Raw genomic sequence first — 24003 nt, forward strand, 5'->3', positions numbered from 1 at the left:
CAATACCTCCTATTATTATAAACTAATCTCTTTTTTATCTTTCACTAAGAAATATTTATTTTAGACAGCTACAAACTAATTATTAACCTTTTTCTTTTGGTTTAAAGACCAAAAAAACTGGTTTGCCAATCACACCAGCATGCGTCATTGCTTCCTTTAATTTATTATCATTTACAAAAGTTTGATAATCTTGTAAATTATCCCATTGGTTCATTACATAGATCCATTTAGAATCTCCATTAATTGTACCTACCTCATAGCTTAACTCTTTAAACTCTTTTCTGGTTCTTTCAAAATCATCAAAAACGTGTTTCCATTTATCGTAATCTTCAACTTCATGATAGATAATCCCAGTAATTTTTTTATCAATCAAGTTAGTGCCTTCTATTTTATTTAATAGAAGAAATTTTGGAGGCCCAATAACCCCTGCCTCTTGCATTTTTTCTTCCAATTCCTTGTCTTTCTTAAATTCTTTGTAGTGATTTTCAGACTTCCAAGTGTTAAAAACATAAACGGTATTAGGATCATCTTCTAATACTCCAACTTCATAACTTAATTCTCCGCTTTTCTCTCTTTTAGCAAAAAAATCATCGAAAGCCTTTTTCCATATTCCATAATCTTTTACTTCATGGTAGACCAAAGACTTTGTTTTTGTTTGTAATGGTTTTACAACAATCCCATTATTCTGTTTCTCTATTTCTTTCTCCGGATTTTTCCAACCTATAATTACCAGAGACAATATTAAAACCAGCAGCGTATATTGATTAACCTGTTTTCTCATAAGTGATCGATTTTATGATTGTTAATTTTGAAAACAAAAAATCCTCAACAGGGGGGAGGATGGGGGAAGAGATATAATTTTGAAAGGTTAATTTACGAAAAATATGTAAGAAATGAAATTTCGGAAATGAGAATTCCAGTATTTTTAGATAATAATTTAAATTATAACAAATACTTTTCAAATGAAAATCCGCGAAGCTATACCAGATGATCTTAAGGAAATTAGCCTTTTGTTCGATGCCTACAGAGTCTTTTATAAACAGTCATCAAATATATTAGGGGCAAAGGATTTTATTAGCGATCGTTTATCTTTAAAAGATTCTAAGATCTATGTTGCTGAAGAAAAAAACAAACTTTTTGGATTTGTACAATTGTATCCTCGCTTTTCTTCTACCCAATTAAAACGTACATGGTTGTTGAATGACCTTTTTGTATCTCTGGAGGCAAGAGGACAACAATTGGGAGTACGTTTAATAGAACGAGCCAAAGTGCTTGCAGTTACCACAAACTCTGTGGGTTTAATGCTTGAGACTGAAAAAACGAATACTATTGGGAATAACCTCTACCCAAAAGTAGACTTCCTATTAGACGAGCTTCATAATTTTTATTATTGGGATGTAAAGAAATAAGTTTTTTAAATGAATTTAAATTTTATGAGATCCGCTTCCAGAATAGAACTAAGATCAATTATAGACTCAGATCAAGAAAATATTTTCTTTGGTCTGTCCAATCCAGATGTTATTAAATATTATGGCATCAGTTTTAATACTTTTGAAGCTACAAGAGAGCAAATGATCTGGTTTCAAAACTTAGAAAAAAATGGAACAGGAAAGTGGTGGACAATTTATAGTTCTATAACAGGAGAGTTTTTAGGAGCTGCTGGTTTTAATGATTTAAATAAAGAATTAAAGAAAGCAGAAATTGGATTTTGGTTATTACCAGAATTTTGGGGTAAAGGCTATATGCAAGAAGCCATGCCTTTAATTTGCGATTATGGATTTAATGAATTGGAACTTATAAGAATTGAGGGTATAGTAGAATCAGAAAATCTGAATTGTAAACGAGCCATAGAGAAACTTGGATTTACTTTAGAGAGTACCAGTAGAGATAGTGAATTGAAAAAAGGTAAACTCATAAGCCTAGATACCTATATAAAACTAAAGTTGTAAATATTTTTAATGCTTGTATTGAAACCCGAAACCCGAAACCCAAAACGTCATTTAGTCAACTAACAACTCTTTTCCTTATATTTAAAGCATGCAAAAAGCTTGTCCAGAATGTGGAGAGAAAATAATTGGAAGAACAGATAAAAAATTCTGCAGTGATTATTGTAGGAATGCCTATAACAATAAGATCAATAAGGATTCTACTAATCTTGTTAGAAACGTAAATAATCTACTTCGAAAAAACTACAGGATCTTACAGGAATTAAACCCAACAGATAAAACAAAAACGTCCAAATCTAAGTTGCTGGCTAAAGGTTTTAATTTTGAATACTTCACAAGTATCTACACAACCAAAACTGGTACCGTTTATTACTTTGTTTATGATCAAGGTTATTTGCCATTAGAAGGCGATTATTTTGCCTTGGTAAAACGAAATTAACTATGCCAGTTTTGTGCTCTTAATTTCATTGCAGCACAAAGGATATCTTTTCGGCTAATCTGCCCTATCAATTTTCCGTTTTCTATAATAGGAAATCGTCTGCAATTATGCTTATAGAAAAGCGAGGCGCAATCAAAGATATTCGTGTTTTTATCTATGGTTGGCACGTTGATCTCCATAAAATCTCCCACTCTTTTATCGCCAATTGGAATATTATAATACCTGTTTTCAGAAATTTGTTTCATACAATCCCCGTCAGAGATCACTCCAATTAATTCATTGCGTTCATTTACAACAGGAGCCCCAGAGATCTTATGTTTTATAAGCGCCTGGATCACATTTATAACGGGATCATCCTTCCCAAAAGTAATTAAGGAGTGGCTCATATAATCCTTTACCATAATTGGGGCGCTCTGTATCTTTTCTGGTTCCGCTCTTTTTCCTTGAAAACTTTTAATTCCCATAGCTATATGTTTTTGATTATTAGCTACTTAAGTTAATCAATTTATTAGCCTTATGAAACCAGAGACATATATTTATTTTATTCAGCTTATCTTATTTATATTTAAACCACCAATTTTTCTTTCTATTATGCTGAAAAAATTATCTCCACTTCTCATACTAATTCCTCTACCATTTATTATCTGGTTCCTTTTTTACTCCAGCATGCCCAGAACTATTTCTGAAGCAGAGATCCCGGCTACGGAGTTTTCTACCACTAGGGCTTTTAAGCATGTAGAGGAGATCTCCAAAACACCGCATTTTGTGGGAAGTCCAGCGCATAGCTTGGTGAGGAATTATATTGTGAATAAGCTTCAAGATCTTGGATTAGAAGTGCAAACTCAAGAGGGGTATAGCTTAACAAATAGAGGCATGTTAACAAGACCTCAAAACATTTTAGCTAAAATAGAGGGTAGCGAAGACGGAAAAGCCCTTCTATTGATGTCTCATTACGATTCTGCCGGACACTCCTCTTTTGGAGCCAGTGATGCTGGAAGTGGAGTGGCAACAGTTTTAGAAGGAGTTCGTGCCCTTTTAGCTAAGGGTGAGCTGCCTAAAAATGATATTATTATTCTTTTTACAGATGCTGAGGAACTTGGATTAAACGGTGCCGAGTTATTTGTAAATGAGCATCCTTGGGCTAAAGATGTAGGTCTAGCACTTAATTTCGAAGCTCGGGGAAGTGGAGGGAATTCTTTTATGTTATTGGAAACAAATAGTGGAAATTCTAAGCTTATTCAGGATTTTATTAAAGCCAATCCTAAATTTCCTGTTACAAATTCTCTAGCATATAGCATCTATAAAATGCTTCCAAACGATACAGATCTAACGGTATTAAGAGAACAAGGAAACATCAACGGTTTTAATTTTGCATTTATAGACGATCATTTCGATTATCATTCTGCCAACGATATTCCTGCAAATCTAGATAAAGAAACCTTGGCACATCAAGGCAGTTATCTAATGCCATTGCTCGGATTTTTTAAAGATGCAGATCTTAGTAGGTTTCATTCTAACGAAGATCTTATTTACTTTAATTTACCCATGGGAGAGATGATAAGCTATCCATTTTCTTGGATCTTACCTCTTTTGATCGTGGGGTTTCTATTGTTTTTTGGAGTTGTTTTTTATGGAATTTCCAAAAGAAAATTAGCTGTTAACACCATTTTAAAAGGGGCGTTACCTTTTCTAATTAGCTTAGTTGGTTCTGCGATTGTAGTGTTTATATTTTGGAAATTATTAATGTTGCTCTATCCTGGTTATGGAGAGATGATTAATGGATTTACCTATAACGGCTATTATTATATCGCTTTTGGGATATTCCTGAGTTTGGCAATTAGTATTTATATGTATCATTTTATGAATAAGGATGAGGTGCAGGCGAGTGTTTTTGTTTTCCCGCTTTTCTTTTGGTTACTTATTTGCGCACTTACTGCCTTCTATTTAAAAGGAGCAGCATATTTTGTTATCCCGGGATTCTTTGGGATCTTACAACTCTGGATAATGATCCGTCAAAAGCGGCCCAATTTGTTTTTAATGCTGCTATTAAGCCTACCTGCATTAATTTTAATACTGCCTTTTGTAGCTAGTTTTCCAGTGGCATTGGGTCTTAAGATTCTACTTGTGGCAGGAATATTAGCCGTTTTGTTATTCAGCTTATTTCTACCTGTATTTGGGTATTTTAAATATAAAAAGTCCTTAGCGACATTATTGGGATTAATAGGCATTCTACTGATTATTATAGCTCATTTTAATTCAGATTTTAATGAAGACCGCCCAAGACCAGATAGTTTAGTATATGTTTTAGATGAAGATACTCAATCTGCAAGTTGGAATTCTTACGATCTTAAATTAGACGATTGGAATAAAGAGTATTTTGGAGAAGATCCTAGCAAGTCTGAAATTACTACAAATGCTTTTGAAAGTAAATACGGTTCTGGATTTAAATATAAGTCACCGGCTCCAGTTGTGAAGATCGCTTCCTCAGGGATTGTTTACAAAAAAACAGATAGCAAAGATTCTCTAAGTGAATTCAGCAACTATTCTTTAAAGATCGCTCCAAATAGGAAGGTGAATAGGATGGAGTTATTTTTAAATAGCTCTTATAACTTTGAAAAATTCACAGTGAATGGTCTGGAAGCAGAGGCTATTTTTTTAGGTAAAGAGAAATTCCATGTATTTAAAAATAGATGGAGCGATAGATTACTTACTTATCATGCTGCCAATACAGATACACTTTTAATTAATTTTACGACTAGAGATAAGGTTGCGCCAGAGATTGTATTATATGAAAGTAGTTATGACCTCTTGGATAACCCAGACTTGAAAGTAAAAAAGCGAGATAAAACTAAGATGCCGAAACCTTTTGTGCTGAATGATGCTGTGATCCTTAAAAAAACAATTAGATTGGAAGAATAAAAATATGGGGCTTCAATTTAAAAAGGCGTCACTCTGAGCTTGTCGAAGAGTGATTAGTAGTTCAGAGATAGTATTTAAAGTCTGATTTTGAAGCATAAAACTGAGTCACTCTGAGCCTGTCGAAGAGTAGGTTTAAATAAACAAGGGTCACATTGTTCCACTAGCTATCGAGATGTCGAAGTGTGAATTAAAAAAGAATAAAATGAATATTTCAATATTAGGATGTGGTTGGTTGGGACTGCCACTGGCCAAGAAACTAATTGAAGCCGGACATATAGTTAAGGGGTCTACAACAAATAGAGATAAAATTAATTTGCTCTCTTCGGAAGGGATTATTCCTTACAAAATTCAACTTTTTGAAGAAGGAGTTCAAGGAGACATGACCTCATTTTTAAATGAATCTGAAGTCCTTATCATAGATATTCCGCCAGGATTAAGAAAGGATCCAGAAGTGAATTTCGTTGGAAAAATTGAGAGATTGAAGTCTTATTTGGAAAAAGCAAGGATAGAAAAAGTGCTTTTTGTGAGCGCAACTTCAGTTTATGAAGATACCGAGGATTTTCCGGAATATACAGAAGAAGAATCTGCAAATGGAAATGCTGAAAATGCTAGGCAGTTAATAGGAGCAGAGGAGCTTTTAAAGGCTTCAGACAGGTATGCTACAAGCATCATTAGATTTGGCGGATTGATAGGTCCAGGAAGGCACCCTGTAAATTACCTTTCTGGGAAATCTGATTTACAAGATCCCGCGGGACCAGTAAATCTTATTCATTTGGACGATTGTATTGGTATTATCACCGCGATCCTTGAAAAAAAAGCATGGGGAGAAACTTTTCATGGAGTTTATCCAGAACATCCAACACGCAAAGAATATTATAGCAGAGTAGCTAAAGAAAAAGGATTGGCAAGTATGAGTTTTAACGAAGATTCGGTTTCTAGGGGTAAGATTATAAACTCTGTGAAAGTTGATGAGATTTTGGGCTATGAGTTTAAGACTGAGATATGATAAACATTTGTCGTCTCGACTGCAGTGAGAGATCTCAATGGAACGAATTTTTGTAATCAATTAGTGATTACTTAGTCGTGAAGAGCTCCTTTGAAATGATATTGTTAATGAGGTTATATCTCCTGCGAGGGATAGTAGCGGTAGCTCCTAATTGCTTTTTGCAATTGGGACTTTAGCGAATAGCCCGACCGCCTTTTTTTGGCGGACGCAGCCAAAGAAAAAGGGCCAACATCACTGCGGCCCTTTTATAATAACTACTTAAAATCTTACCAGATCTTAACTCTGTTCTCTGGTTTTACATACATTTTATCACCTTCGGTAATTTCGAAAGCTTCGTAAAAAGCGTCGATGTTTTGAAGTGGTACATATGCACGATACATTCCTGGAGAATGCGGATCTGTTTTAATTCTATTTCTTAAAGCTTCATCTCTCATCTTAGTTCTCCAAACGGTTGCCCAAGAAAGGAAGAAACGTTGCTCTGGCGTGAATCCATCTATTTCTCCTGGATTACCATGTTCTTTTAAATGTAATTGAAGTCCGTCGTAAGCAGCATTTACTCCTCCTAGATCTCCAATATTCTCACCTAAAGTGAATTTCCCATTGATGAAAACACTGTCTAAAACTTCAATAGCACTGTATTGCTCTGCCAATGCACCACCAAGACCTTCAAAAGACTCAAGATCTTTATCGCTCCACCAGTTGTTCAAGTTTCCTTCTGCATCAAATCTAGATCCACTATCATCAAATCCGTGAGAGATCTCATGACCAATCACTGCTCCAATTCCGCCGTAATTAACAGCAGCATCTGCTTTATAATCGTAGAAAGGTGGTTGTAAAATAGCCGCTGGGAAAACGATCTCATTATAACTAGGGTTGTAATAAGCATTTACAATTTGAGGAGCCATAAACCATTCTGACTTGTCTACCGGCGTTCCTAATTTTGCCATGTCTTCTTTTACATTCCATTTAGCAGCATTTAGCATATTTTGGAAAAATGATCCTTTTCCATCTTTCGTAGATGTTATGTCTAATGCACTGTAATCTTTCCACTCATCTGGATATCCAACTTTAATGGTAGTAGAAGCTAGTTTTTCTTTAGCTTTTGTTTTAGTACTATCGCTCATCCAAGTAAGATTGTCTATTCTAACCTCATAGGATTTAATGATATTAGCGATCATTTCCTGAGCTTTTTTCTTAGCTTCTGGCGGGAAATTCTCTTCTACGTATAATTTACCTAATGCTTCTCCTAAAGTTCCATTTACAGTTTGTAAAGCACGTTCCTTTAGTGGACGTTGTTCTTTAGCTCCTTGCAAAGTTTTGCTGTAAAAATCCCAATTAGTTTGCTCTATTTCCATGCTTAATGCTGAAGAAGCATCATTTAATAGATTCCAACGTAAATAAGTTTTCCAGTCTGCAACCTTATTTGCTGCGAATGTTTTTTGCAAAGCATCCATATATTTTGGTTGAGCTACAATGATAGTATCTACTTTAGAAGCTCCAATAGCATCAAGATACGCTTTCCAGTCTAGTGCTGAAACTCTCTTTTGCAATTGCTCTACAGACATTGGGTTGTAGCTCTTTCTAGCATCTCTACGGTCTACTTTGTCCATTTGAGGGGTTGCTAAACTAGTTTCGAAAGCCAAAATGGTTTCTGCACTCTTTGTAGCATCTGCTTCAGAATCTCCTAAATACTGCAACATTTTAGTTACATGCTTCTTATAGTTCTCACGAGTTTCTTTAGTGCTTGCATCCATTTCAACATAATAGTCTCTATCTGGCAATCCTAAACCTGCAGGATAAAGATACGCGGCATTTGCATTACTGTCTTTTGCATCTGCACGAACGCCAAATGAAAAGAATCCTGCACCACCATATTGTTGCATTTCTGTAAGGAAAGCCTGTAAGTCTTTCTTGTTCTGGATAGCAGCAATTTTTTCTAAGTAAGGAGTTAGAGGAGCAACACCATTTTTATTTCTAGCTACCGTATCCATTATACTTTGGTATAGGTAAACCGCTTTTGCCTGATCGCTGTTTGCGTCCAATTCCTTATTATTAGATGCTTTTTCCAATAAAGAAAGTGCAGCTTCATCGGTGTTCTTTCTAAGTTCATTAAAACTACCCCAAGTAGTATATTCATCTGGGATTTCTGTAGAATCTGCCCATGTTCCGTTTACATATCTAAAGAAATCCTCTTTAGGGCTCATCGTAGTATCCATAAAAGCTAAATTGATCCCATGGGATTCTTCTTTAACTTCCATTTTTTTATCATCACTTTTACATCCGGTAACTACCGTTGCTGCAAGTGCAGATAAAATAAGTGCATTAGTTATTTTTTTCATTTCAAAGAATAAGTTAAAATTTCCATGCTAAAATACTAAAAAGTAAAAGATTACAAATAATTATTCCTACAAGCTGATTGTTCTTTAATTAGGTAGTTGTTTTTAGACGTGGAGGGGAGAATTGAGCTTTAAATAGTAGATGAAATAAATCTAAACCCTGTGTTCTTAATGCTAAGTATTTCAGAATCAATTATAAACAAATCATTTTAAAATTATTGTTTGCTGAAATTATTGTGATCATGATAAGGAGAACACCTTAAAAATATTCAGTTTGAAAAACGGAAAAAAAGTTGATTAATTTTTAGCCTGAAGCTTAGTAATTAGAAGACTATCAGTCTGTTTTTTAATGGCAGTGATCTCGGTTACGTTATCGTTTGGAATTGCGATAGAAAGCACATAATGTTTTACCTTCCAGATACCTCCAACATTCTCCATAACTCCAGAACCTCTACAAATTCCCATTTGAGTGCTTAAAAGCTCATCAAACCAAGCCAGACTATTTTCTTTTTGAGTATAAATATTTCGCTCCAAAGTGCTAAAACTCCAAGCTGTTCCTTTATCGAAATAAGGTTTTGAGAATTCCCGAAATTCCTTATTCTGCCAATTTTCGCTAGCATCAGTACCAATAAAAACTCCGTCTGTTGTCATTAATCCAAAATACTCATCAAAATTTGCAGAGGCTGCAGCTTTATGCCAGTTCTCCAAGCTAGCATTTATTTTTTCTTTTATATTTTCTTCAGAAACAACTTTGTCTGTTTTAGTTTTTTCAGAAGCCTTTTCCTCATTTTGAGAGTTAACATTGTTACACGCAAAGCTTGTTACTAAAAGAAGAAGGAGTAATTTTTTCATATTTCTAAAATAATTGATTTTTATAAATTTTCTATTAATATAGAATCAGTGGATTTAGAATCAGTAATAGGTCTTTTTCGTGGTGCAGGAATAACTCTGTCTGTAGATTGCTCCTCGCCATTATCTATTGCATCCAATTCTTCTTCAAATTCCTCTAAGGTTTTCAGGAAAAGTTCATTAATCTGAATTTTAAAATTATTCCATTCTAATGGCAACTCTTTAGCTGTTTTTGATAATTTCTCAGGATCTACTATCCTTTTTTCTGCCTGTTGTTGCAAGATCTTAGATTTGGTTACCAGCACTCCTAATCGGGCTTTAACTGCATTAGAGTTTAATCTTGATGGTACTGTTTCTTGAAGAGATTTCATGATCTCTGTTATTGGCGTAGCATTAGAGATCACATCATTTAAAGTATAATCACTTAAATTTTCGATCTCACTTTGCGCAGTAATATAGGCCAACCATTCATTCGTGATCTCCTGAGCCTCTGATAAAAGCACCACTTTTAATTTAGAAGCTTCTAACTTTTGTGATAAAGCCAACTGAATTTCTTTCTTATCTGTATCATTAGTATTTTCTGTATTATTTTGGTTACATCCAACCATTAAAACTATAAATAGTATCCAAAAGGAAGTTTTCATAAGCTAATCTTGTAAAGCAAAGTTAATGAAAAAGCATTGCCAATAAAGCAAGCCTTAAAGATGTGTTAGAATGTTATATCATCCTATTTGAAATGGATATATTTGCCCAGTAAAATTTACAGAATGATTTTAGATAAAATATTGATTATTGGGGCTTCCGGCCAAATAGGAAGTGAACTTGCATTAAAATTACGTGAGCAACATGGAAATGATAATGTGATTGCAAGTGATATAAAGGAAGGTAGTGAAGAGCTTATGTCTAGCGGCCCTTTTGAGATCATGGACGCTACAGATGAAGGCGGAATTGCCCATCTTATTGAAAAACATAGCATTACAGATGTTTATTTAATGGCTGCTATGTTAAGTGCCACTGGGGAGAAAATGCCTATGAAAGCATGGAATTTAAATATGAATTCTCTATTTATAGTTCTAAACTTAGCTAAAGATAAAAAGATAAAAAAAGTGTTTTGGCCATCCAGTATAGCTGTTTTTGGACCAACCACTCCAAAACAAGATACGCCGCAAACTACCATTATGGAACCGACTACGGTTTATGGAATTAGTAAGCAAACCGGTGAACGTTGGTGTGAGTATTTCTTTAATAAGTTTGGAGTAGATGTTAGGAGTATTAGATATCCTGGAATTATAAGTTATAAGACCTTACCTGGTGGGGGAACTACAGATTATGCGATTGAAATATTTCATGAAGCCCTAAGAACTGGAAAATACACCTCTTTTCTGGGTGAAGACACAGCCTTACCAATGATGTTCATGGATGATGCTATAAAAGCAACAGTAGATATAATGAATGAACCTGCAGAGAATGTGAAGGTGAGATCTTCGTATAATTTATCTGCAATGAGTTTTACGCCTAAAGAATTGGCTGAAGCGATAAAAAAGGAAATACCCGAATTTGAAATAGATTATAAGCCAGACTTTAGACAGGCGATCGCCGATTCATGGCCAAGTAGTATAGATGATAGTGCTGCGCGAGCAGATTGGAACTGGAAACATGAGTACGATCTTAAAAAGCTTACTCAAACAATGTTTAAAGGATTACAAGAGTCTATCTCCTTAAAAAGCAAGTAATAAAAAACCCGTCTAAATTAATTTAGACGGGTTTTTAAATCTTCGAATTAAATATAAAAATATATTAATCGTGGATCAAACGTACTTGAGCAGCCGTTAGTCCTTTTCTTCCTTCTTCTTCAACGTACTCAACTTTGTCGCCTTCATTTAAAGACTCTCCATTAAGACCTGTAACGTGCACAAAGATGTCTCTTCCTGTATCGTCGTTAGTGATGAATCCGTAACCTTTAGACTCATTGAAAAATTTAACTGTACCTTCCATTGTAATAAAATAAAAATTAATAAAGAACAAACTTACATAATATAATTTATCCTTTTTGCTCAATTAGGAATATTTTTTAACATTATTAATTATAAGCCTTTTACTCTCTACGATTATCACGCATTTTATCCATGTTTTCTTTTGTAAGAGTATAGTCACTTAGTTTTTTTCCATTCCACCGGACGTATAAGAAGATGGGCATCAGTACAAAAGCACTTGCAAGAACTGCGATCCCTATAATTCTATCTCCAAGAAGTACGTCATCATTCAACCTATAATAAAAGCCAAATCCAATGGCAATAAGAATAGAGATTGAGAGTATTTTAATTACTATTTTCATTGTCTAAACGGTTACTTCAATTAATTTCTGTCTATATGCTGTGAGCAATTTAGACTTGGATACAAACCCAATATATTTATCATTTTCTGTTACGGGTAAATTCCATGCTTCACTTTCATGAAATTTTCTCATGATATTTTGCATTCCGTCTTTATCGATATCAATTATTGCTGGAGCCCGTTGCATGAGTTCCTGCACAGTAACTTTGTCATATAGATCTCTATCAAACATAATAGGTCTAATGTCATCTAATAATATGATCCCTGCAAAATGACCTTTATTATCCAATACTGGATATAAATTTCGTGAAGATTTTGTAACTCCTTTATGTATAACATCTCCCAAGCTCATATCTACCTCTAGCTTTATAAAATTAGTCTCTATAAGATTCCTAATATTCATTAAAGTGAGAACTGCTTTATCCTTGTCATGTGTTAAAAGCTCTCCTTTCATTGCCAGTTCCATGGTATAAACTGAATGAGGCTGGAATTGATTGGTGATCATATAAGAAATGGTTGCAGTGATCATTAAAGGTACGAAAAGCCCATATCCACCAGTGAGCTCTGCAATAAGGAATATTGCCGTAAGAGGTGCATGTAGCACACCAGCCATAAGACCAGCCATACCAACTAAGGTGAAACTACTAACCGAAATGGGATTTTTTAAGATCCCTAAGTTATTTACTATAAGTGCAAATCCATGTCCCATTGCGCTTCCCATAAAAAGAACAGGGGCAAAAATACCTCCAACTCCTCCAGCTCCAAAAGTTAAAGAAGTTGCAATAATTTTAAAGATCACCAATCCAGCTAAAAGAGCAACTACTACCCAAATATTCTCGAGATAATCATTAAATAAGTTGGTGCCTAAAGCTTTTATATAATTTTCTGTAAGTAGGTTGTTTATTACGTTGTAACCTTCCCCATAAAGTGGAGGAATCATATATACAAGTATTCCAAGACCAATTCCTCCAATTAATAGTCTTCTCATTGGAGATCCTATTTTTTTGAAGAGCTCATTCATTTTAAAATAGACCGAGGTAAAATACATCGAACAAAATGCGGCTAATATTCCAAGAATAATATAGAAGGGCACTTCAGAAATCAAGAATTTATCCTGTAGCTGAAAAGGTAAAATAATATCAGATCCAAAAAAGAAGTAGGAGGTAAGTATTGCTGAAACCGATGCAATAAGCAAAGGCAACATGGAGATCAACGTGAGGTCTAAACTAAAAACTTCTATAGCAAAAATTATTGCAGCAATCGGAGCTTTAAAGATAGAGGACATAGCTCCTGCCGCAGCACAACCAATAAGCAGCGTGCGGTGAGTTTGATTCATTTGAAATACACGTGCTATATTAGATCCTAGGGAAGCTCCGGTAGCAACGGTTGGTCCTTCCAGTCCTACAGATCCTCCAAAACCTACAGTTAGCGGTGCAGTTAACAATGACGCATACATCTGGAAAGGTTTCATAAGCCCTTGTCTCTTAGAAATAGCGTAAAGCGTAGATGGTATCCCATGTCCAAGCTTTTTCTTTAAACCGTATCTAAGGATAAGTAGTGTTAGGGTTAGCCCGATAATTGGAAAAATGAAATAAAAAGCGTGCTGTACATTCGCAATTAACTTTCCTTCGAGTAATTCCTGAATAAAGTGAGTAAGGTTTTTAATAACTACCGCTCCAAATCCACTAGCAAAACCAATAAGCGCACTAAGTATTAAAATGAATTGATGTTGAGTAAGATTGTTAGTCTTCCAAAGTAAAAATTTTTGAAAACCGGGTTTGGCTTGTGCGAACATCTAGGATGTTGAAATTATTGAACAGTGAAAATGTATTACTAATATATTAAGTTAAAACGAGTTAGGGGTTCTATTCTATAATAATATAGACCCTAAAAAGTTTCTGTACTTATTTTACAAACGAAATTTGCCTTTATTCAGTAACCTTTAAGTGCAATTCGCCAAGTTGAGCATTGTCCAGTTTTGATGGTGCGTCTATCATTATATCTCTTCCAGAGTTGTTCTTTGGGAATGCTATATAATCTCTAATAGTTTCATGACCCCCAAGTATGGAAACCAATCTATCAAATCCAAAAGCGATCCCTCCGTGTGGTGGGGCTCCAAATTGGAATGCATCCATTAAAAATCCAAATTGTGCTTTTGCTTCTTCTGGAGTAAACCCTAAGTAATCAAACATCATAGCTTGAGTTTCTTTATCGTGAATACGAATAGAACCTCCGCCAATTTCATTTCCATTCATCACCAAATCATAAGCATTTGCTCTTACCTTTCCTGGCTCGGTGGCTAATAAAGCAATATCTTCTGGCTTTGGAGAAGTAAATGGGTGGTGCATTGCATGATATCTGTTAGTGTCTTCATCCCATTCTAATAGAGGGAAGTCTACAACCCATAATGGCGCAAATTCTTTTGCATTTCTCAATCCTAGTTCTGTAGCTAAATGCATTCTTAACGCACTTAATTGTGCTCTAGTACTATTAGCATCTCCAGACATCACCAAAATAAGGTCTCCAGGATTTGCTCCGGTTTCTTTTGCCCAAGCTTGTAAGTCTTCTTCAGAATAAAATTTATCTACAGAAGATTTTAAAGTTCCATCATCATTGTATTTTGCCCAAACCATTCCGTTTGCACCAACTTGTGGACGCTTAACCCACTCGATAAGTTTATCTATTTGCTTTCTTGTATACGAAGCAGCTCCGGGAACAGCAATTCCAACAATAAGTTCTTGCTGATCGAAAACATTGAAACCTTTGTTCTTTGCAAGATCATTCAATTCTGCAAACTCCATCCCAAAACGAATATCTGGTTTGTCGTTTCCATATTTTTTCATAGCATCTGCATAGGTCATTCTTGGAAAATCTCCTATTTCAACACCTTTTATTTCTTTAAGTAAATGGCGAGTTAATCCTTCAAAAATATTCAGGATATCTTCTTGCTCTACAAATGCCATTTCACAGTCAATCTGTGTGAATTCAGGTTGTCTGTCTGCTCTAAGATCTTCATCTCTAAAACATTTTACGATCTGGAAATACTTATCCATTCCACCAACCATAAGCAATTGCTTAAAGGTTTGTGGGGATTGTGGTAAGGCGTAGAATTGTCCTTCATTCATTCTACTTGGCACCACAAAATCACGAGCTCCTTCTGGGGTAGATTTAATAAGATATGGGGTTTCCACTTCTATAAATCCTTCTTCAGAAAGATAATTTCTAACCTTCATTCCTACCTTATGACGGAACATTAGATTTTCTTTCACAGGATTTCTCCTGATGTCCAAATAGCGATATTTCATACGAAGCTCTTCTCCACCATCGGTTTCATTTTCAATAGTGAAAGGAGGAGTTAAGGAGGCATTCAATATTTTAAATTCGGATACCAAAATTTCAATATCACCGGTTGCAAGTTGCGGATTCTTAGATTCACGCTCAATTACTTTTCCGGTAACTTGGATAACAAACTCACGACCTAATTGTGCCGCTTTTTCCATCATTTCTGAAGAAGTACGCTCTTCATCAAAAATAAGTTGGGTCATCCCGTAGCGATCTCTAAGATCTACCCAGATCATAAATCCCTTATTTCGGGTCTTTTGAACCCACCCAGATAAGGCAACTTCCTTATTAATGTGATCTGCTCTTAATTCTCCACAAGTATGACTTCTATACATAACGCACTATTGAATTTTGGTTTGCAAAAGTAAGAAGATTAAGTGTTACCCTGAAGAATTGAGACATAAAAAAACCTTTCAACTTTTAAAGGTTGAAAGGTTTAAAAATCTATTAGTAACTACTATTTATTCTGCAGATTCTACAGTTTCAAATTTATCTTCTTTTACAAGAATATCTTCTGAAGTGGTTTTAGAATGAACCCACATTTTAATTCTTGTGGCAATGTAGAATAAGATAGGAACGATTATTAAGGTTAGGAACGTAGCAACTAGCAATCCGTAAATCACAGTCCATGCTAATGGTCCCCAAAAAACAACATTGTCTCCTCCAAAATAGATATTAGGATCAAACTCCCCAAATAATTTAAAGAAATCTATATTTAATCCAATTGCCAAAGGAATTAGTCCTAAGATGGTAGTAATAGCGGTTAATAATACAGGTCTTAAACGGGCTTTCCCGGCAAGAATAATCGTTTTTAAGAGTTCATCTTTGTCTAAATATTCATCTTCTCCTAAATTCAAAACATTCTTCCTTCTATCTATAAGTAGCTGGGCATAATCCAGTAAGACCACACCGTTATTCACCACAATTCCCGCGAGAGATATAATTCCCATCATGGTCATCATTATAACGAAAGGTGCTCCAGAAATTACAATTCCTCCAAATACCCCAATAAAACTTAAGAAAATAGCGATCATAATGATCAATGGTTTCGAGATAGAGTTAAATTGAAAGATCAGGATAAGAAATATCAATCCAAGTCCGCTGAAGAAAGCACCCATCAAAAATGACTGTTGCTTGTTTTGCTCTTCAATTTGTCCTGTATAATCTATTTTAATATCATCTGAAAGTCCTTCAAAACCTCTCATTTCATTCTGCACTTGAGCAACTACCGCTCCTGCATCGGTATATCCTGGAGCTAAAGCTGAATAAACAGTTACCACTCTTCTGGTGTCTCTATGTTTAATAGCGCTAAATCCAGAACTATTTGTTTTAGATATTACCGCAGAAACAGGGATCTCTCTTAATTGCCCGGTATTCGTTCTAAATGTCATAGTTTGATTAAAAAGCGCACTGCTGTTATATCTACTATCTTCATTAAATCTTACATAGATATCGTAATCTTCTCCATCTTCCTTATAAACTCCAGCTTTTGTTCCAAAGATAGAATTTCGAAGTTGTTGCCCTACTTGCCCGGCATTCACTCCAAGTTCACCTGCCTTTTCTCTATCTATGATCACCTGCATTGCAGGTTTATCTTTATTAACATCGATCTTTAATTCATCTATTGCATTGATGTTCTTACTATTAATGAATTCTCGCATTTTTTCAGCAGTCGAAATTAATTCATTATAATCTTTACCTTCCAATTCAATATTTATTGGAGCACCAGTAGGCGGTCCATTCTGATCTTTTTCAACAGAGATCAATACCCCGGGATAAATTCCAACTAAAGCTTCCTGTACTTTTTGACGTAATAATTCACTATCGGCTCCTTTTCGATATTTATATTCTCTCATAGAAGCTGTAATCTTCCCTTTATGTGGCATTTCCGCAGCAGAACCTCCATCTGTTTGCGGATTTCCTGCTCCTTCCCCAACTTGAGATACTGCGCTTTCCACTAAGAAATTACTGCCATCTTCAGTATATTCAGGGCTATCTAATACCTTATAAACTTTTGCTTCAATCTCTTTAGTGATCGCATTGGTTTTTTCAATATCTGTTCCCTCTGGATATTCTATATATACAATGATCTGGTTGGGTTTATTATCTGGAAAGAATTCTACCTTAGTACGTTGCGATGCTAAGGATGCTCCAAAAGCCATAAAAGCAACGATTAATAATGCAAATGTTCCTCCTACGATCCAATATGGGCGTTTACTTTTAAATGAAGACGTTAATTTCCCTTCATACCAATTCTCTAATCTTACTAAAGATTTATTCTGAAAACTGTTAGCCATTCTCCTTAAAAACCATCTATAAAGCCACATTGTGATCGCAGTAAAGATCATTACTGAACCTAAAGCTCTGTATTCACCACCAAAAATGAAAATTAGTAGACCAATACCGGCAATTGTAGCAGACACTTTAATAATTCTATTTCTTGGCTGGTCCTTGTCCTCGGTGGTCATAAATTGGGATACCAAAACCGAGTTGAAGAAGATCGCCACGAATAAGGAAGATCCTAATACCACAGATAATGTGATAGGGAAATAGATCATGAACTGTCCCATTACTCCCGGCCACAAACCTAAAGGTATAAAAGCGGCAACTGTAGTAGCAGTGGAAATTATAATAGGTAAGGCTATTTCTCCAATACCTTCTTTTGCGGCATCCAATCTACTCATGCCTTCTTCATCCATGAGTCGGTAAACATTTTCAACTACAACGATCCCGTTATCTACCAGCATTCCGAGCCCCATAATTAACCCAAAAAGGATCATGGTGTTCATGGTATATCCAAGTTGGTTCAAGATCACAAGAGACATGAACATAGACATTGGAATTGCAAAACCTACAAAAAGAGCGTTTTTGAATCCTAAGAAGAACATCAAGACGGTTACCACTAAAATAATCCCGAAGATGATGTTATTCACAAGATCATCTACCTGTCCAATGGTTTTAGAAGATTGATCGTTGGTAATTGTAATATTAAGATTGGTTGGAAAAATGTTCTCTTGAGCATCTTTAACAATAACATCTATTTGTTCTGCTGCGGCAACCATGTTTTTCCCTGCACGTTTTTTAACATCAAGCATTACTACCTGATCTCCAAATTCCCGGGCGTAAGTGGTGCGGTCTTTCTCTTGAAATGAAATCGTTGCCACATCTTTTAGGTATACATTATTCCCGTTTTCAGACTTTACAACAAAATTTTCCAGATCAGATGGATTGTCGATCTCCCCAATAATTCTAATAGTTCTACGCTGGCCGCTGGCAATAAAATTCCCTGCAGACATGGTCATGTTTCCATTGCTTATAGCGCTGCTTATATCTTGAAAACTTACTGAAGAAGCCATCATTTTATAAATATCCACCGCCACTTCGATCTCTTTTTCCTGCGCGCCTCGTATATCAACTTTTTTGATCTCCGGCAGGTTTTCAATTTCGTCCTGAAGGTATTCTCCAAACTCTTTCAACTTGGCAACTGGGTAATCTCCAGAGATATTGATATTTAGAATTGGTACTTCTTCAGACATGCTCAACTCAAAAACATTGGGCTCTACTTTGGCACCATTAAAAGTTGGCCAATCTTCTCCCGAGGTTTCAGAATCTATTTCGTCTTTTATCTTTTGTTTGGCAAGCTCTACTGGAATACCTTCATCAAACTCTATAATGATCATAGAGTAATCCTCTTGAGAGGTAGAAGTTATTTCTACTACATTACTTACCGTCTTAAGTTTGTCTTCTAATGGGTTAGTGATGAGTTTCTCAATATCCTCTGCTGTGTTACCTGGAAATACTGAACTTACGTAGATCTTGGTTTCCTTAATTTCCGGAAAACTTTCCCTAGGCATTGTGAAATAGGCTGATATTCCTAAGAAAAGAATAATAGCCATCATTACATATATGGTGGTCTTATTCTTTATAGCCCAAGAGGACATCTTGAATTCCTTCTCTATATTTTTTTTCTTTTTTGACATTTCGTAATCTTAGTAAGTTATAATCTTTACAGTTTGTCCATCTTTCACACTTCTAGCGCCTTCTTTAATGATCTCATCGCCATCTTTAACACCCTCTAAAACTTCAATTACATCTCCCTGAGTTTTCCCTGTTTTAATGATTGTTTGTTTTGCAATAGCTTTTTGTCCAACTATGCTATCTAAAATAAAGATGTATTGTTCTCCATCGGAATTTTCAGAAATGATATTTTGTGGGATCATTACTGCCTTTTCATTTGTGTAATCGTTTATTCTAAGTCTAGCAGTTAAGTTGGGCTTAATATTACTCTCTTTATTAGGCACCTCGATCTCTGCATTGAAAGTTCTATTGTCTGGATTTATGTAGTTTCCAGTTTGTCTTATTTTAGTTTCTATTGTCTTTCCTAGTACAGGGAAAGTAACTTCCACATTCTTGCCTACAGAAACATCAGAAATATAAGTTTCTGGTACATCTGTTTTAATATACATGTCGCTAAGGTTCACAATACGTAAGATTGGAGTTTGTCCAGGAGAAACCACACTTCCTTGTTCTGTAATAATATCATCTATAGTTCCTGCAAAAGGAGCTGTAATGGTAGATCTAGATAACTGACTTTTCATTTGATTTACAGCACTCTGTTGCCCTTCATAATTGGATTTTGCTTGTAGATATTGAATTTCACTTCCAATTTTTTGATCCCACAAACGCTTTTGACGTTCGAAAGTGGTTTTAGCAAGATCAGATTGAATTTGCAATTGTGCTAATTGCTGACTCATCCCTCCATCGTCTATCTTTGCAAGCAACTGCCCTTTAGATACTTTTTGGCCCTCTTTAACGTAGATCTGTTGTAAAATTCCGCTTATCTCTGCATTTATAACCACGTTCTGTTTAGTTTCTACACTACCTTGAAGTTCTAGAAAGTGATTGAAAGTTTCAGATTTTGCCTTGAAAGTAGTAATTAAGGGTACGTTTTTTTCTGGATTTAATTCTGCTAACTTGTTATCTAATTCCTTTAATTTTGAATGAATTTCCTGCTGCTGCGTGGTTAATTCATCTCTTTTATTCTGAATGGTTTCAATATCATTAGTCTCTAGGACCGCTTCCACTGTATTCTTTTTGTCACCTCCACAAGATGCAAGAAGTATGGATAATGTTGAAATGTATAATAGCTTTTTCATTTTCTTAAAATTGTAGAGATTTTTAATTTTCTTTTGAATATTTAGTGGTGTCTAGTAAGTTTTCTAGATCTATTTTAGAAGTAATAACTTCTAGCATTGCTTGTAGGTAATCTTGTTGTGCTCTATATAATTGTTGTTGCGCTTCGCTTAATTCGAAACTAGAAGACAAACCTTCCAAAAATTTAATCTGATTCTTGTTCTCAATTCGGCTTGCCAGATCTAAGCTTTTTTCCTTATTGGCGTAATTCTCTAAACTGAATTTATAATCGTTCTTAGCAGATTGAATATTTAATTCAACTTGATTTTTGGTTAATTCCAATTGCACTAAAGATTGCTCGTATTGAATTTTCTTTTGTGCAGTTCTAGCGCTTCTTAAACCACTACTGAAAATTGGAACATTTAGGCTAAGACCTAAAACAGATTGATCATAGTACACCTGATTGTTTGAGAAAAAACTGAAAGTTTCACTATTTGCCTGCGCGCCATAGTTTACAAAAGCAGAAAGTGTAGGAAGCGCCTTGCTTTTCTCAAGCTTCACTAAGATCTCTGCCTGATTGCTTTGATCTTTAGCTATTCTATAATCTATGTTTTCTTCAACAGGAATTTCCTTATTCAATAATTGCAAGTCGAAATACTCCGTGCTTAATTGCTCTAAATTATTTACAGCAATAATTGGAGTTACTACTGGAATTCCCATGCTTACTTTTAGCATATCGTAAGCGATCACCTCCATGCGCTCTGCATTATTTAAACTTGTCTGCAATCCTAGCAAAGTCATTTCTAATTGTTCTACAGCTTCTTCCTCAATAAGTCCATTCTCGTAAGTAACTCTAGTATCATTCAGGTTCTTTTCTATGGTTTCTAAATTTCGTTTGGCAATTTCTACGCTTTCGCGAGCTAGTAACACATTTCCGTAAGCATTAGTAATCGCTTCTTTTACACTAAGGTCGGTCTTAACTTTTGCGTTTTCTGAAATTTGCAATAAGGTTTTGGCAGATTGAACACCTACTATATAAGACCCATCAAATATTAATTGGTTCCAGGTAGTTGTTGCAGTTAAATTTTGTTTTGTTCCAAAAGTAACTGGTACAAAAGTACCTGGATCGCCGCCTGCAATTTCTCCAGGAATAAGTGTAACTGGTTGTTTTAGATTGTTTCTGTATTCTGCATTTCCACTAATTTGTGGTAAACCTTGCGCTATGATCTCCCACTTTTGTTTTAAGGCAATAGCCACATCTTGTTGGGCTATTTCAGAATTATAACTATTCTGTAACCCATATTCAATGGCTTCCTCTAGTGTGAATGATTTTTGTGTGGTGGCGTTCTCTTCCTGAGCTTGTGCAAAGGCAGCTAACTGGAGAAAAATTATAAAAAAGATCTTTTTCATTAGTTGTTCAAATGTGGGTGATTTAATAAAGTATTTAAGGTTTTTAAACCTTTTTCTGTAACGATTGCTCTAAGGTGATATTCTAAAAAGTGCTCTAATAATTCATGCTGTGAGTATTTATCAACTGGGAAATGGTATTCGTCTTTTATGCCTAACATTCCAACAAAATAGATCTTACTCATAAAATCTAAAGAAATGTTTTCACGATAAATTCCATTTTTAATCCCTTTTTCAAGGTTCGCAAGGACAAAACCTTCCATGATCTGAAGGTGATTTTTTTGTACAAGATTATAGACCTTTGGATAATATTTCTTAAGTTGAAATTGTGGGGAGGACTTATTGTCCTTTAAGTTTTTCATCGCAAAGTTCTTTATATCGAAAAGCTCTACAATGGCATTCTTTTCTTGACTCACAATATTCTCTACTCCACAAGACATCTGTGATAAAAAGTGAAAGGTGCTGGCTTCAACTAATTTAGATTTGGTGGAGAAATGAGAATAAATGGTTTTCTTAGATATTCCTAATTCATTAGCAATATCGTCCATAGTCACGCTTTTGAATCCGAGACTTATAAATAGCTCTGCAGCCGTTATGATTATTTGATCTTTCAAATTGTTTAGAAAATTTCTGCAAATGTAATGAGGAAACTTTAAAAACCACGAAAGTTTCCGAAAGATTTACAATAATTTAATATGCCAGGGAAATTTGTATTAATATCATTTATGGTATTTTAGCCGAAAATTTCGCATAATGCACACTATTGCCCAATATCGAGAAGCTTTTTTAGAGTATTTAAATACTACTATCGTAACTAAAGAACCAAAAAATTTATATGAGCCTATTACTTATATATTAAATCTTGGTGGTAAACGCTTAAGACCTGTTTTGGTATTAATGAGTGCAGAGATCTTTGATGCTCCTTACCAAAAAGCTTTACATGCAGCATTAGCAATAGAGGTTTTTCATAATTTTTCTTTGGTGCATGACGATATTATGGATGCTGCGCCTATTAGAAGAGGTAAAGCCACTGTACATGAAAAGTGGGATCTTAATACGGGGATACTTTCTGGAGATGCCATGCTTATTAACGCCTATCAGTTATTTGAGAATTACGAAGGTTCTGTTTTTAAAGAACTAGCACAATTATTTACAAAAACAGCTATTCAGGTATGTGAAGGGCAACAATACGACGTAGATTTTGAAAGTAGAGACGATGTAGAGATCGAAGATTATCTAAAAATGATAGAATATAAGACCGCTGTACTCGTGGGCGCCTCCTTGCAGATGGGAGCTATCGTAGCGGGAGCTTCAGAAGATTGCAAACGTTCTGTTTATGAATATGGGAGGTTGCTAGGTATTGCATTTCAATTACAAGATGATTATCTAGATGCTTTTGGTGATCCAGATACTTTTGGGAAACAACTAGGTGGAGATATTATAGAAAATAAAAAGACATTTTTATATTTAAAGGCCTTGGAGAATTCAGGAAAACTAGATGCAAATAATTTAGAGGATCTTTATTCTATAAATCCGATGGATGCAGGAGGAAAAATAGAAGCCGTTAAAACGATCTTTGAAGAAAGTGGAGCGGCAGAACTTACGAGAGCAGAGATTGAGAAATATACAAATCAGGCCTTCCAAGTGCTGGAAGAAATAGATCTTCCTGAACCTAAAAAAGCATTGTTAAAACAATTTGGAGCGTCCTTAATGCATCGTGAGGTTTAGAAATAAATGCTTACAAAGGGCATGAGCGCACTGCTGTAAAAACTTTTTTCTTCATCATAAAGCAAGTCATATCTAATTCCTGCCGTAACATTTCCTGTGTTATATCCAATTCCAGTAAACAAAGCAGGAACCCAATAGTTCTCTTCCAAATCTAAACCAATAAGCTCATATTTCCTGTTAATATTAAGTTCCTGAAATTCTAAAGACAATTGTAGAAATCTAACAGGATTAATCAAGGTAATTACACTCCCTCCAAGGCTTGTTGTTTTAAAGTTATCCTGTTTTGCATAAGCTGCATTTAACCCTATCCCTGTAGAAACTATCTCATTAAAATCATAAATTGCAGAAGGTGCAATTATCCCAGTAAATCTGTTTTTACCGAAATTTAAACCCAAACTTCCACCAAATCGCACAGATTCCCAGAAATTATTTGTCTGGCCTTTCACAGGATTTATATCCTGGGCATTAAGTTTTGCAGTACTCAATAAGGAGACGACCAAAAAAGATAGAAATATATTTAGTGTGTGGTTTCTATAGCTAAACATGTTAAAATTCTTATAATAT

Annotated in this window: 21 protein-coding genes; 7 read left to right on the plus strand and 14 right to left on the minus strand. The window is 35.1% G+C overall.

What is annotated here, in order from left to right:
• Positions 1-82: 82 nt before the first annotated feature.
• Entirely contained in the window at positions 83-781 is a 699-nt protein-coding gene (locus BC962_RS03710) for a hypothetical protein (RefSeq protein WP_121344545.1), read from the minus strand.
• A 181-nt stretch (positions 782-962) separates the two neighbouring features.
• Here BC962_RS03710 and BC962_RS03720 point away from each other — a divergent pair, with 181 nt between their 5' ends.
• The 3 genes from BC962_RS03720 to BC962_RS03730 all read left to right on the plus strand — a co-directional run bounded on the left by BC962_RS03720 (position 963) and on the right by BC962_RS03730 (position 2385).
• Positions 963-1409: a GNAT family N-acetyltransferase gene (locus BC962_RS03720; protein ID WP_121344547.1), complete on the plus strand. Its 447-nt coding sequence runs from the start codon at positions 963-965 to the stop codon at positions 1407-1409.
• Positions 1410-1433: 24 nt separating this feature from the next.
• A complete protein-coding gene (locus BC962_RS03725) occupies positions 1434-1949 on the plus strand; it encodes a GNAT family N-acetyltransferase (RefSeq protein WP_245984008.1) in 516 nt (171 codons plus the stop codon).
• Positions 1950-2037: 88 nt separating this feature from the next.
• Complete coding sequence (locus BC962_RS03730; protein WP_121344549.1) at positions 2038-2385, plus strand: hypothetical protein; 348 nt, start codon at positions 2038-2040, stop codon at positions 2383-2385.
• On the opposite strand, the gene BC962_RS03735 is transcribed toward BC962_RS03730, so the two are convergent.
• Positions 2382-2849, minus strand: a complete 468-nt coding sequence (locus BC962_RS03735) for a CBS domain-containing protein (RefSeq protein ID WP_121344550.1) — start codon at positions 2847-2849, stop codon at positions 2382-2384. The genes BC962_RS03730 and BC962_RS03735 overlap by 4 nt on opposite strands.
• A gap of 127 nt (positions 2850-2976) precedes the next feature.
• On the opposite strand from BC962_RS03735, the gene BC962_RS03740 reads away from it, so the two are divergent.
• Entirely contained in the window at positions 2977-5304 is a 2328-nt protein-coding gene (locus BC962_RS03740; RefSeq protein ID WP_121344937.1) for a M20/M25/M40 family metallo-hydrolase, read from the plus strand.
• Positions 5305-5506: 202 nt separating this feature from the next.
• A complete protein-coding gene (locus tag BC962_RS03745; protein WP_121344938.1) occupies positions 5507-6310 on the plus strand; it encodes a Rossmann-fold NAD(P)-binding domain-containing protein in 804 nt (267 codons plus the stop codon).
• Between the two features lie 266 nt (positions 6311-6576).
• Here BC962_RS03745 and BC962_RS03750 read toward each other — a convergent pair whose 3' ends face one another.
• From BC962_RS03750 to BC962_RS03760, 3 genes are all read right to left on the minus strand, one after another.
• Positions 6577-8649, minus strand: a complete 2073-nt coding sequence (locus tag BC962_RS03750; protein WP_121344551.1) for a M13 family metallopeptidase — start codon at positions 8647-8649, stop codon at positions 6577-6579.
• Between the two features lie 294 nt (positions 8650-8943).
• Positions 8944-9498, minus strand: a complete 555-nt coding sequence (locus BC962_RS03755; RefSeq protein ID WP_121344552.1) for a nuclear transport factor 2 family protein — start codon at positions 9496-9498, stop codon at positions 8944-8946.
• A gap of 20 nt (positions 9499-9518) precedes the next feature.
• The gene (locus BC962_RS03760; protein ID WP_121344553.1) at positions 9519-10139 is read right to left on the minus strand and encodes a hypothetical protein; all 621 of its coding nucleotides are present in this window, start codon (positions 10137-10139) and stop codon (positions 9519-9521) included.
• 123 nt (positions 10140-10262) lie between these two features.
• On the opposite strand from BC962_RS03760, the gene BC962_RS03765 reads away from it, so the two are divergent.
• Positions 10263-11228 (plus strand): NAD-dependent epimerase/dehydratase family protein, encoded by a 966-nt coding sequence (locus BC962_RS03765; RefSeq protein ID WP_394337508.1) that lies wholly within the window; start codon positions 10263-10265, stop codon positions 11226-11228.
• 64 nt (positions 11229-11292) lie between these two features.
• Here the strand turns inward: BC962_RS03765 and BC962_RS03770 are convergent, their stop codons facing one another.
• From BC962_RS03770 to BC962_RS03805, 8 genes are all read right to left on the minus strand, one after another.
• The gene (locus BC962_RS03770) at positions 11293-11490 is read right to left on the minus strand and encodes a cold-shock protein (protein WP_026837247.1); all 198 of its coding nucleotides are present in this window, start codon (positions 11488-11490) and stop codon (positions 11293-11295) included.
• 100 nt (positions 11491-11590) lie between these two features.
• Positions 11591-11830, minus strand: coding sequence for a hypothetical protein (locus BC962_RS03775; RefSeq protein WP_121344554.1), 240 nt, complete (start codon positions 11828-11830; stop codon positions 11591-11593).
• Positions 11831-11833: 3 nt separating this feature from the next.
• Positions 11834-13624, minus strand: a complete 1791-nt coding sequence (locus BC962_RS03780) for a chloride channel protein (protein ID WP_121344555.1) — start codon at positions 13622-13624, stop codon at positions 11834-11836.
• 133 nt (positions 13625-13757) lie between these two features.
• Positions 13758-15506, minus strand: coding sequence for an aspartate--tRNA ligase (gene aspS, locus BC962_RS03785; RefSeq protein WP_121344556.1), 1749 nt, complete (start codon positions 15504-15506; stop codon positions 13758-13760).
• 126 nt (positions 15507-15632) lie between these two features.
• Positions 15633-19151, minus strand: a complete 3519-nt coding sequence (locus BC962_RS03790) for an efflux RND transporter permease subunit (protein WP_121344557.1) — start codon at positions 19149-19151, stop codon at positions 15633-15635.
• Positions 19152-19160: 9 nt separating this feature from the next.
• Complete coding sequence (locus tag BC962_RS03795) at positions 19161-20327, minus strand: efflux RND transporter periplasmic adaptor subunit (RefSeq protein ID WP_121344558.1); 1167 nt, start codon at positions 20325-20327, stop codon at positions 19161-19163.
• A 22-nt stretch (positions 20328-20349) separates the two neighbouring features.
• The gene (locus tag BC962_RS03800) at positions 20350-21714 is read right to left on the minus strand and encodes a TolC family protein (RefSeq protein WP_121344559.1); all 1365 of its coding nucleotides are present in this window, start codon (positions 21712-21714) and stop codon (positions 20350-20352) included.
• Positions 21714-22259: a TetR/AcrR family transcriptional regulator gene (locus BC962_RS03805; protein ID WP_317127948.1), complete on the minus strand. Its 546-nt coding sequence runs from the start codon at positions 22257-22259 to the stop codon at positions 21714-21716. The genes BC962_RS03800 and BC962_RS03805 overlap by 1 nt, the downstream gene beginning before the upstream one ends.
• A 205-nt stretch (positions 22260-22464) precedes the next feature.
• On the opposite strand from BC962_RS03805, the gene BC962_RS03810 reads away from it, so the two are divergent.
• The gene (locus BC962_RS03810; protein ID WP_121344561.1) at positions 22465-23439 is read left to right on the plus strand and encodes a polyprenyl synthetase family protein; all 975 of its coding nucleotides are present in this window, start codon (positions 22465-22467) and stop codon (positions 23437-23439) included.
• Here the strand turns inward: BC962_RS03810 and BC962_RS03815 are convergent.
• Positions 23436-23984 (minus strand): alpha-ketoglutarate decarboxylase, encoded by a 549-nt coding sequence (locus BC962_RS03815; protein WP_121344562.1) that lies wholly within the window; start codon positions 23982-23984, stop codon positions 23436-23438. The two genes, BC962_RS03810 and BC962_RS03815, sit on opposite strands and share 4 nt — an antisense overlap.
• Between the last annotated feature and the right edge of the window lie 19 nt (positions 23985-24003).

Source organism: Gillisia mitskevichiae (assembly GCF_003634585.1).
GTDB classification, from domain to species: domain Bacteria; phylum Bacteroidota; class Bacteroidia; order Flavobacteriales; family Flavobacteriaceae; genus Gillisia; species Gillisia mitskevichiae.

Coding starts and splice junctions, on each gene's coding strand:
- BC962_RS03710 (WP_121344545.1), bottom strand. CDS start 781: ATGAGAAAACAGGTTAATCAATATACGCTGCTGGTTTTAATATTGTCT.
- BC962_RS03720 (WP_121344547.1), top strand. CDS start 963: ATGAAAATCCGCGAAGCTATACCAGATGATCTTAAGGAAATTAGCCTT.
- BC962_RS03725 (WP_245984008.1), top strand. CDS start 1,434: ATGAGATCCGCTTCCAGAATAGAACTAAGATCAATTATAGACTCAGAT.
- BC962_RS03730 (WP_121344549.1), top strand. CDS start 2,038: ATGCAAAAAGCTTGTCCAGAATGTGGAGAGAAAATAATTGGAAGAACA.
- BC962_RS03735 (WP_121344550.1), bottom strand. CDS start 2,849: ATGGGAATTAAAAGTTTTCAAGGAAAAAGAGCGGAACCAGAAAAGATA.
- BC962_RS03740 (WP_121344937.1), top strand. CDS start 2,977: ATGCTGAAAAAATTATCTCCACTTCTCATACTAATTCCTCTACCATTT.
- BC962_RS03745 (WP_121344938.1), top strand. CDS start 5,507: ATGAATATTTCAATATTAGGATGTGGTTGGTTGGGACTGCCACTGGCC.
- BC962_RS03750 (WP_121344551.1), bottom strand. CDS start 8,649: ATGAAAAAAATAACTAATGCACTTATTTTATCTGCACTTGCAGCAACG.
- BC962_RS03755 (WP_121344552.1), bottom strand. CDS start 9,498: ATGAAAAAATTACTCCTTCTTCTTTTAGTAACAAGCTTTGCGTGTAAC.
- BC962_RS03760 (WP_121344553.1), bottom strand. CDS start 10,139: ATGAAAACTTCCTTTTGGATACTATTTATAGTTTTAATGGTTGGATGT.
- BC962_RS03765 (WP_394337508.1), top strand. CDS start 10,263: ATGATTTTAGATAAAATATTGATTATTGGGGCTTCCGGCCAAATAGGA.
- BC962_RS03770 (WP_026837247.1), bottom strand. CDS start 11,490: ATGGAAGGTACAGTTAAATTTTTCAATGAGTCTAAAGGTTACGGATTC.
- BC962_RS03775 (WP_121344554.1), bottom strand. CDS start 11,830: ATGAAAATAGTAATTAAAATACTCTCAATCTCTATTCTTATTGCCATT.
- BC962_RS03780 (WP_121344555.1), bottom strand. CDS start 13,624: ATGTTCGCACAAGCCAAACCCGGTTTTCAAAAATTTTTACTTTGGAAG.
- aspS (WP_121344556.1), bottom strand. CDS start 15,506: ATGTATAGAAGTCATACTTGTGGAGAATTAAGAGCAGATCACATTAAT.
- BC962_RS03790 (WP_121344557.1), bottom strand. CDS start 19,151: ATGTCAAAAAAGAAAAAAAATATAGAGAAGGAATTCAAGATGTCCTCT.
- BC962_RS03795 (WP_121344558.1), bottom strand. CDS start 20,327: ATGAAAAAGCTATTATACATTTCAACATTATCCATACTTCTTGCATCT.
- BC962_RS03800 (WP_121344559.1), bottom strand. CDS start 21,714: ATGAAAAAGATCTTTTTTATAATTTTTCTCCAGTTAGCTGCCTTTGCA.
- BC962_RS03805 (WP_317127948.1), bottom strand. CDS start 22,259: ATGGACGATATTGCTAATGAATTAGGAATATCTAAGAAAACCATTTAT.
- BC962_RS03810 (WP_121344561.1), top strand. CDS start 22,465: ATGCACACTATTGCCCAATATCGAGAAGCTTTTTTAGAGTATTTAAAT.
- BC962_RS03815 (WP_121344562.1), bottom strand. CDS start 23,984: ATGTTTAGCTATAGAAACCACACACTAAATATATTTCTATCTTTTTTG.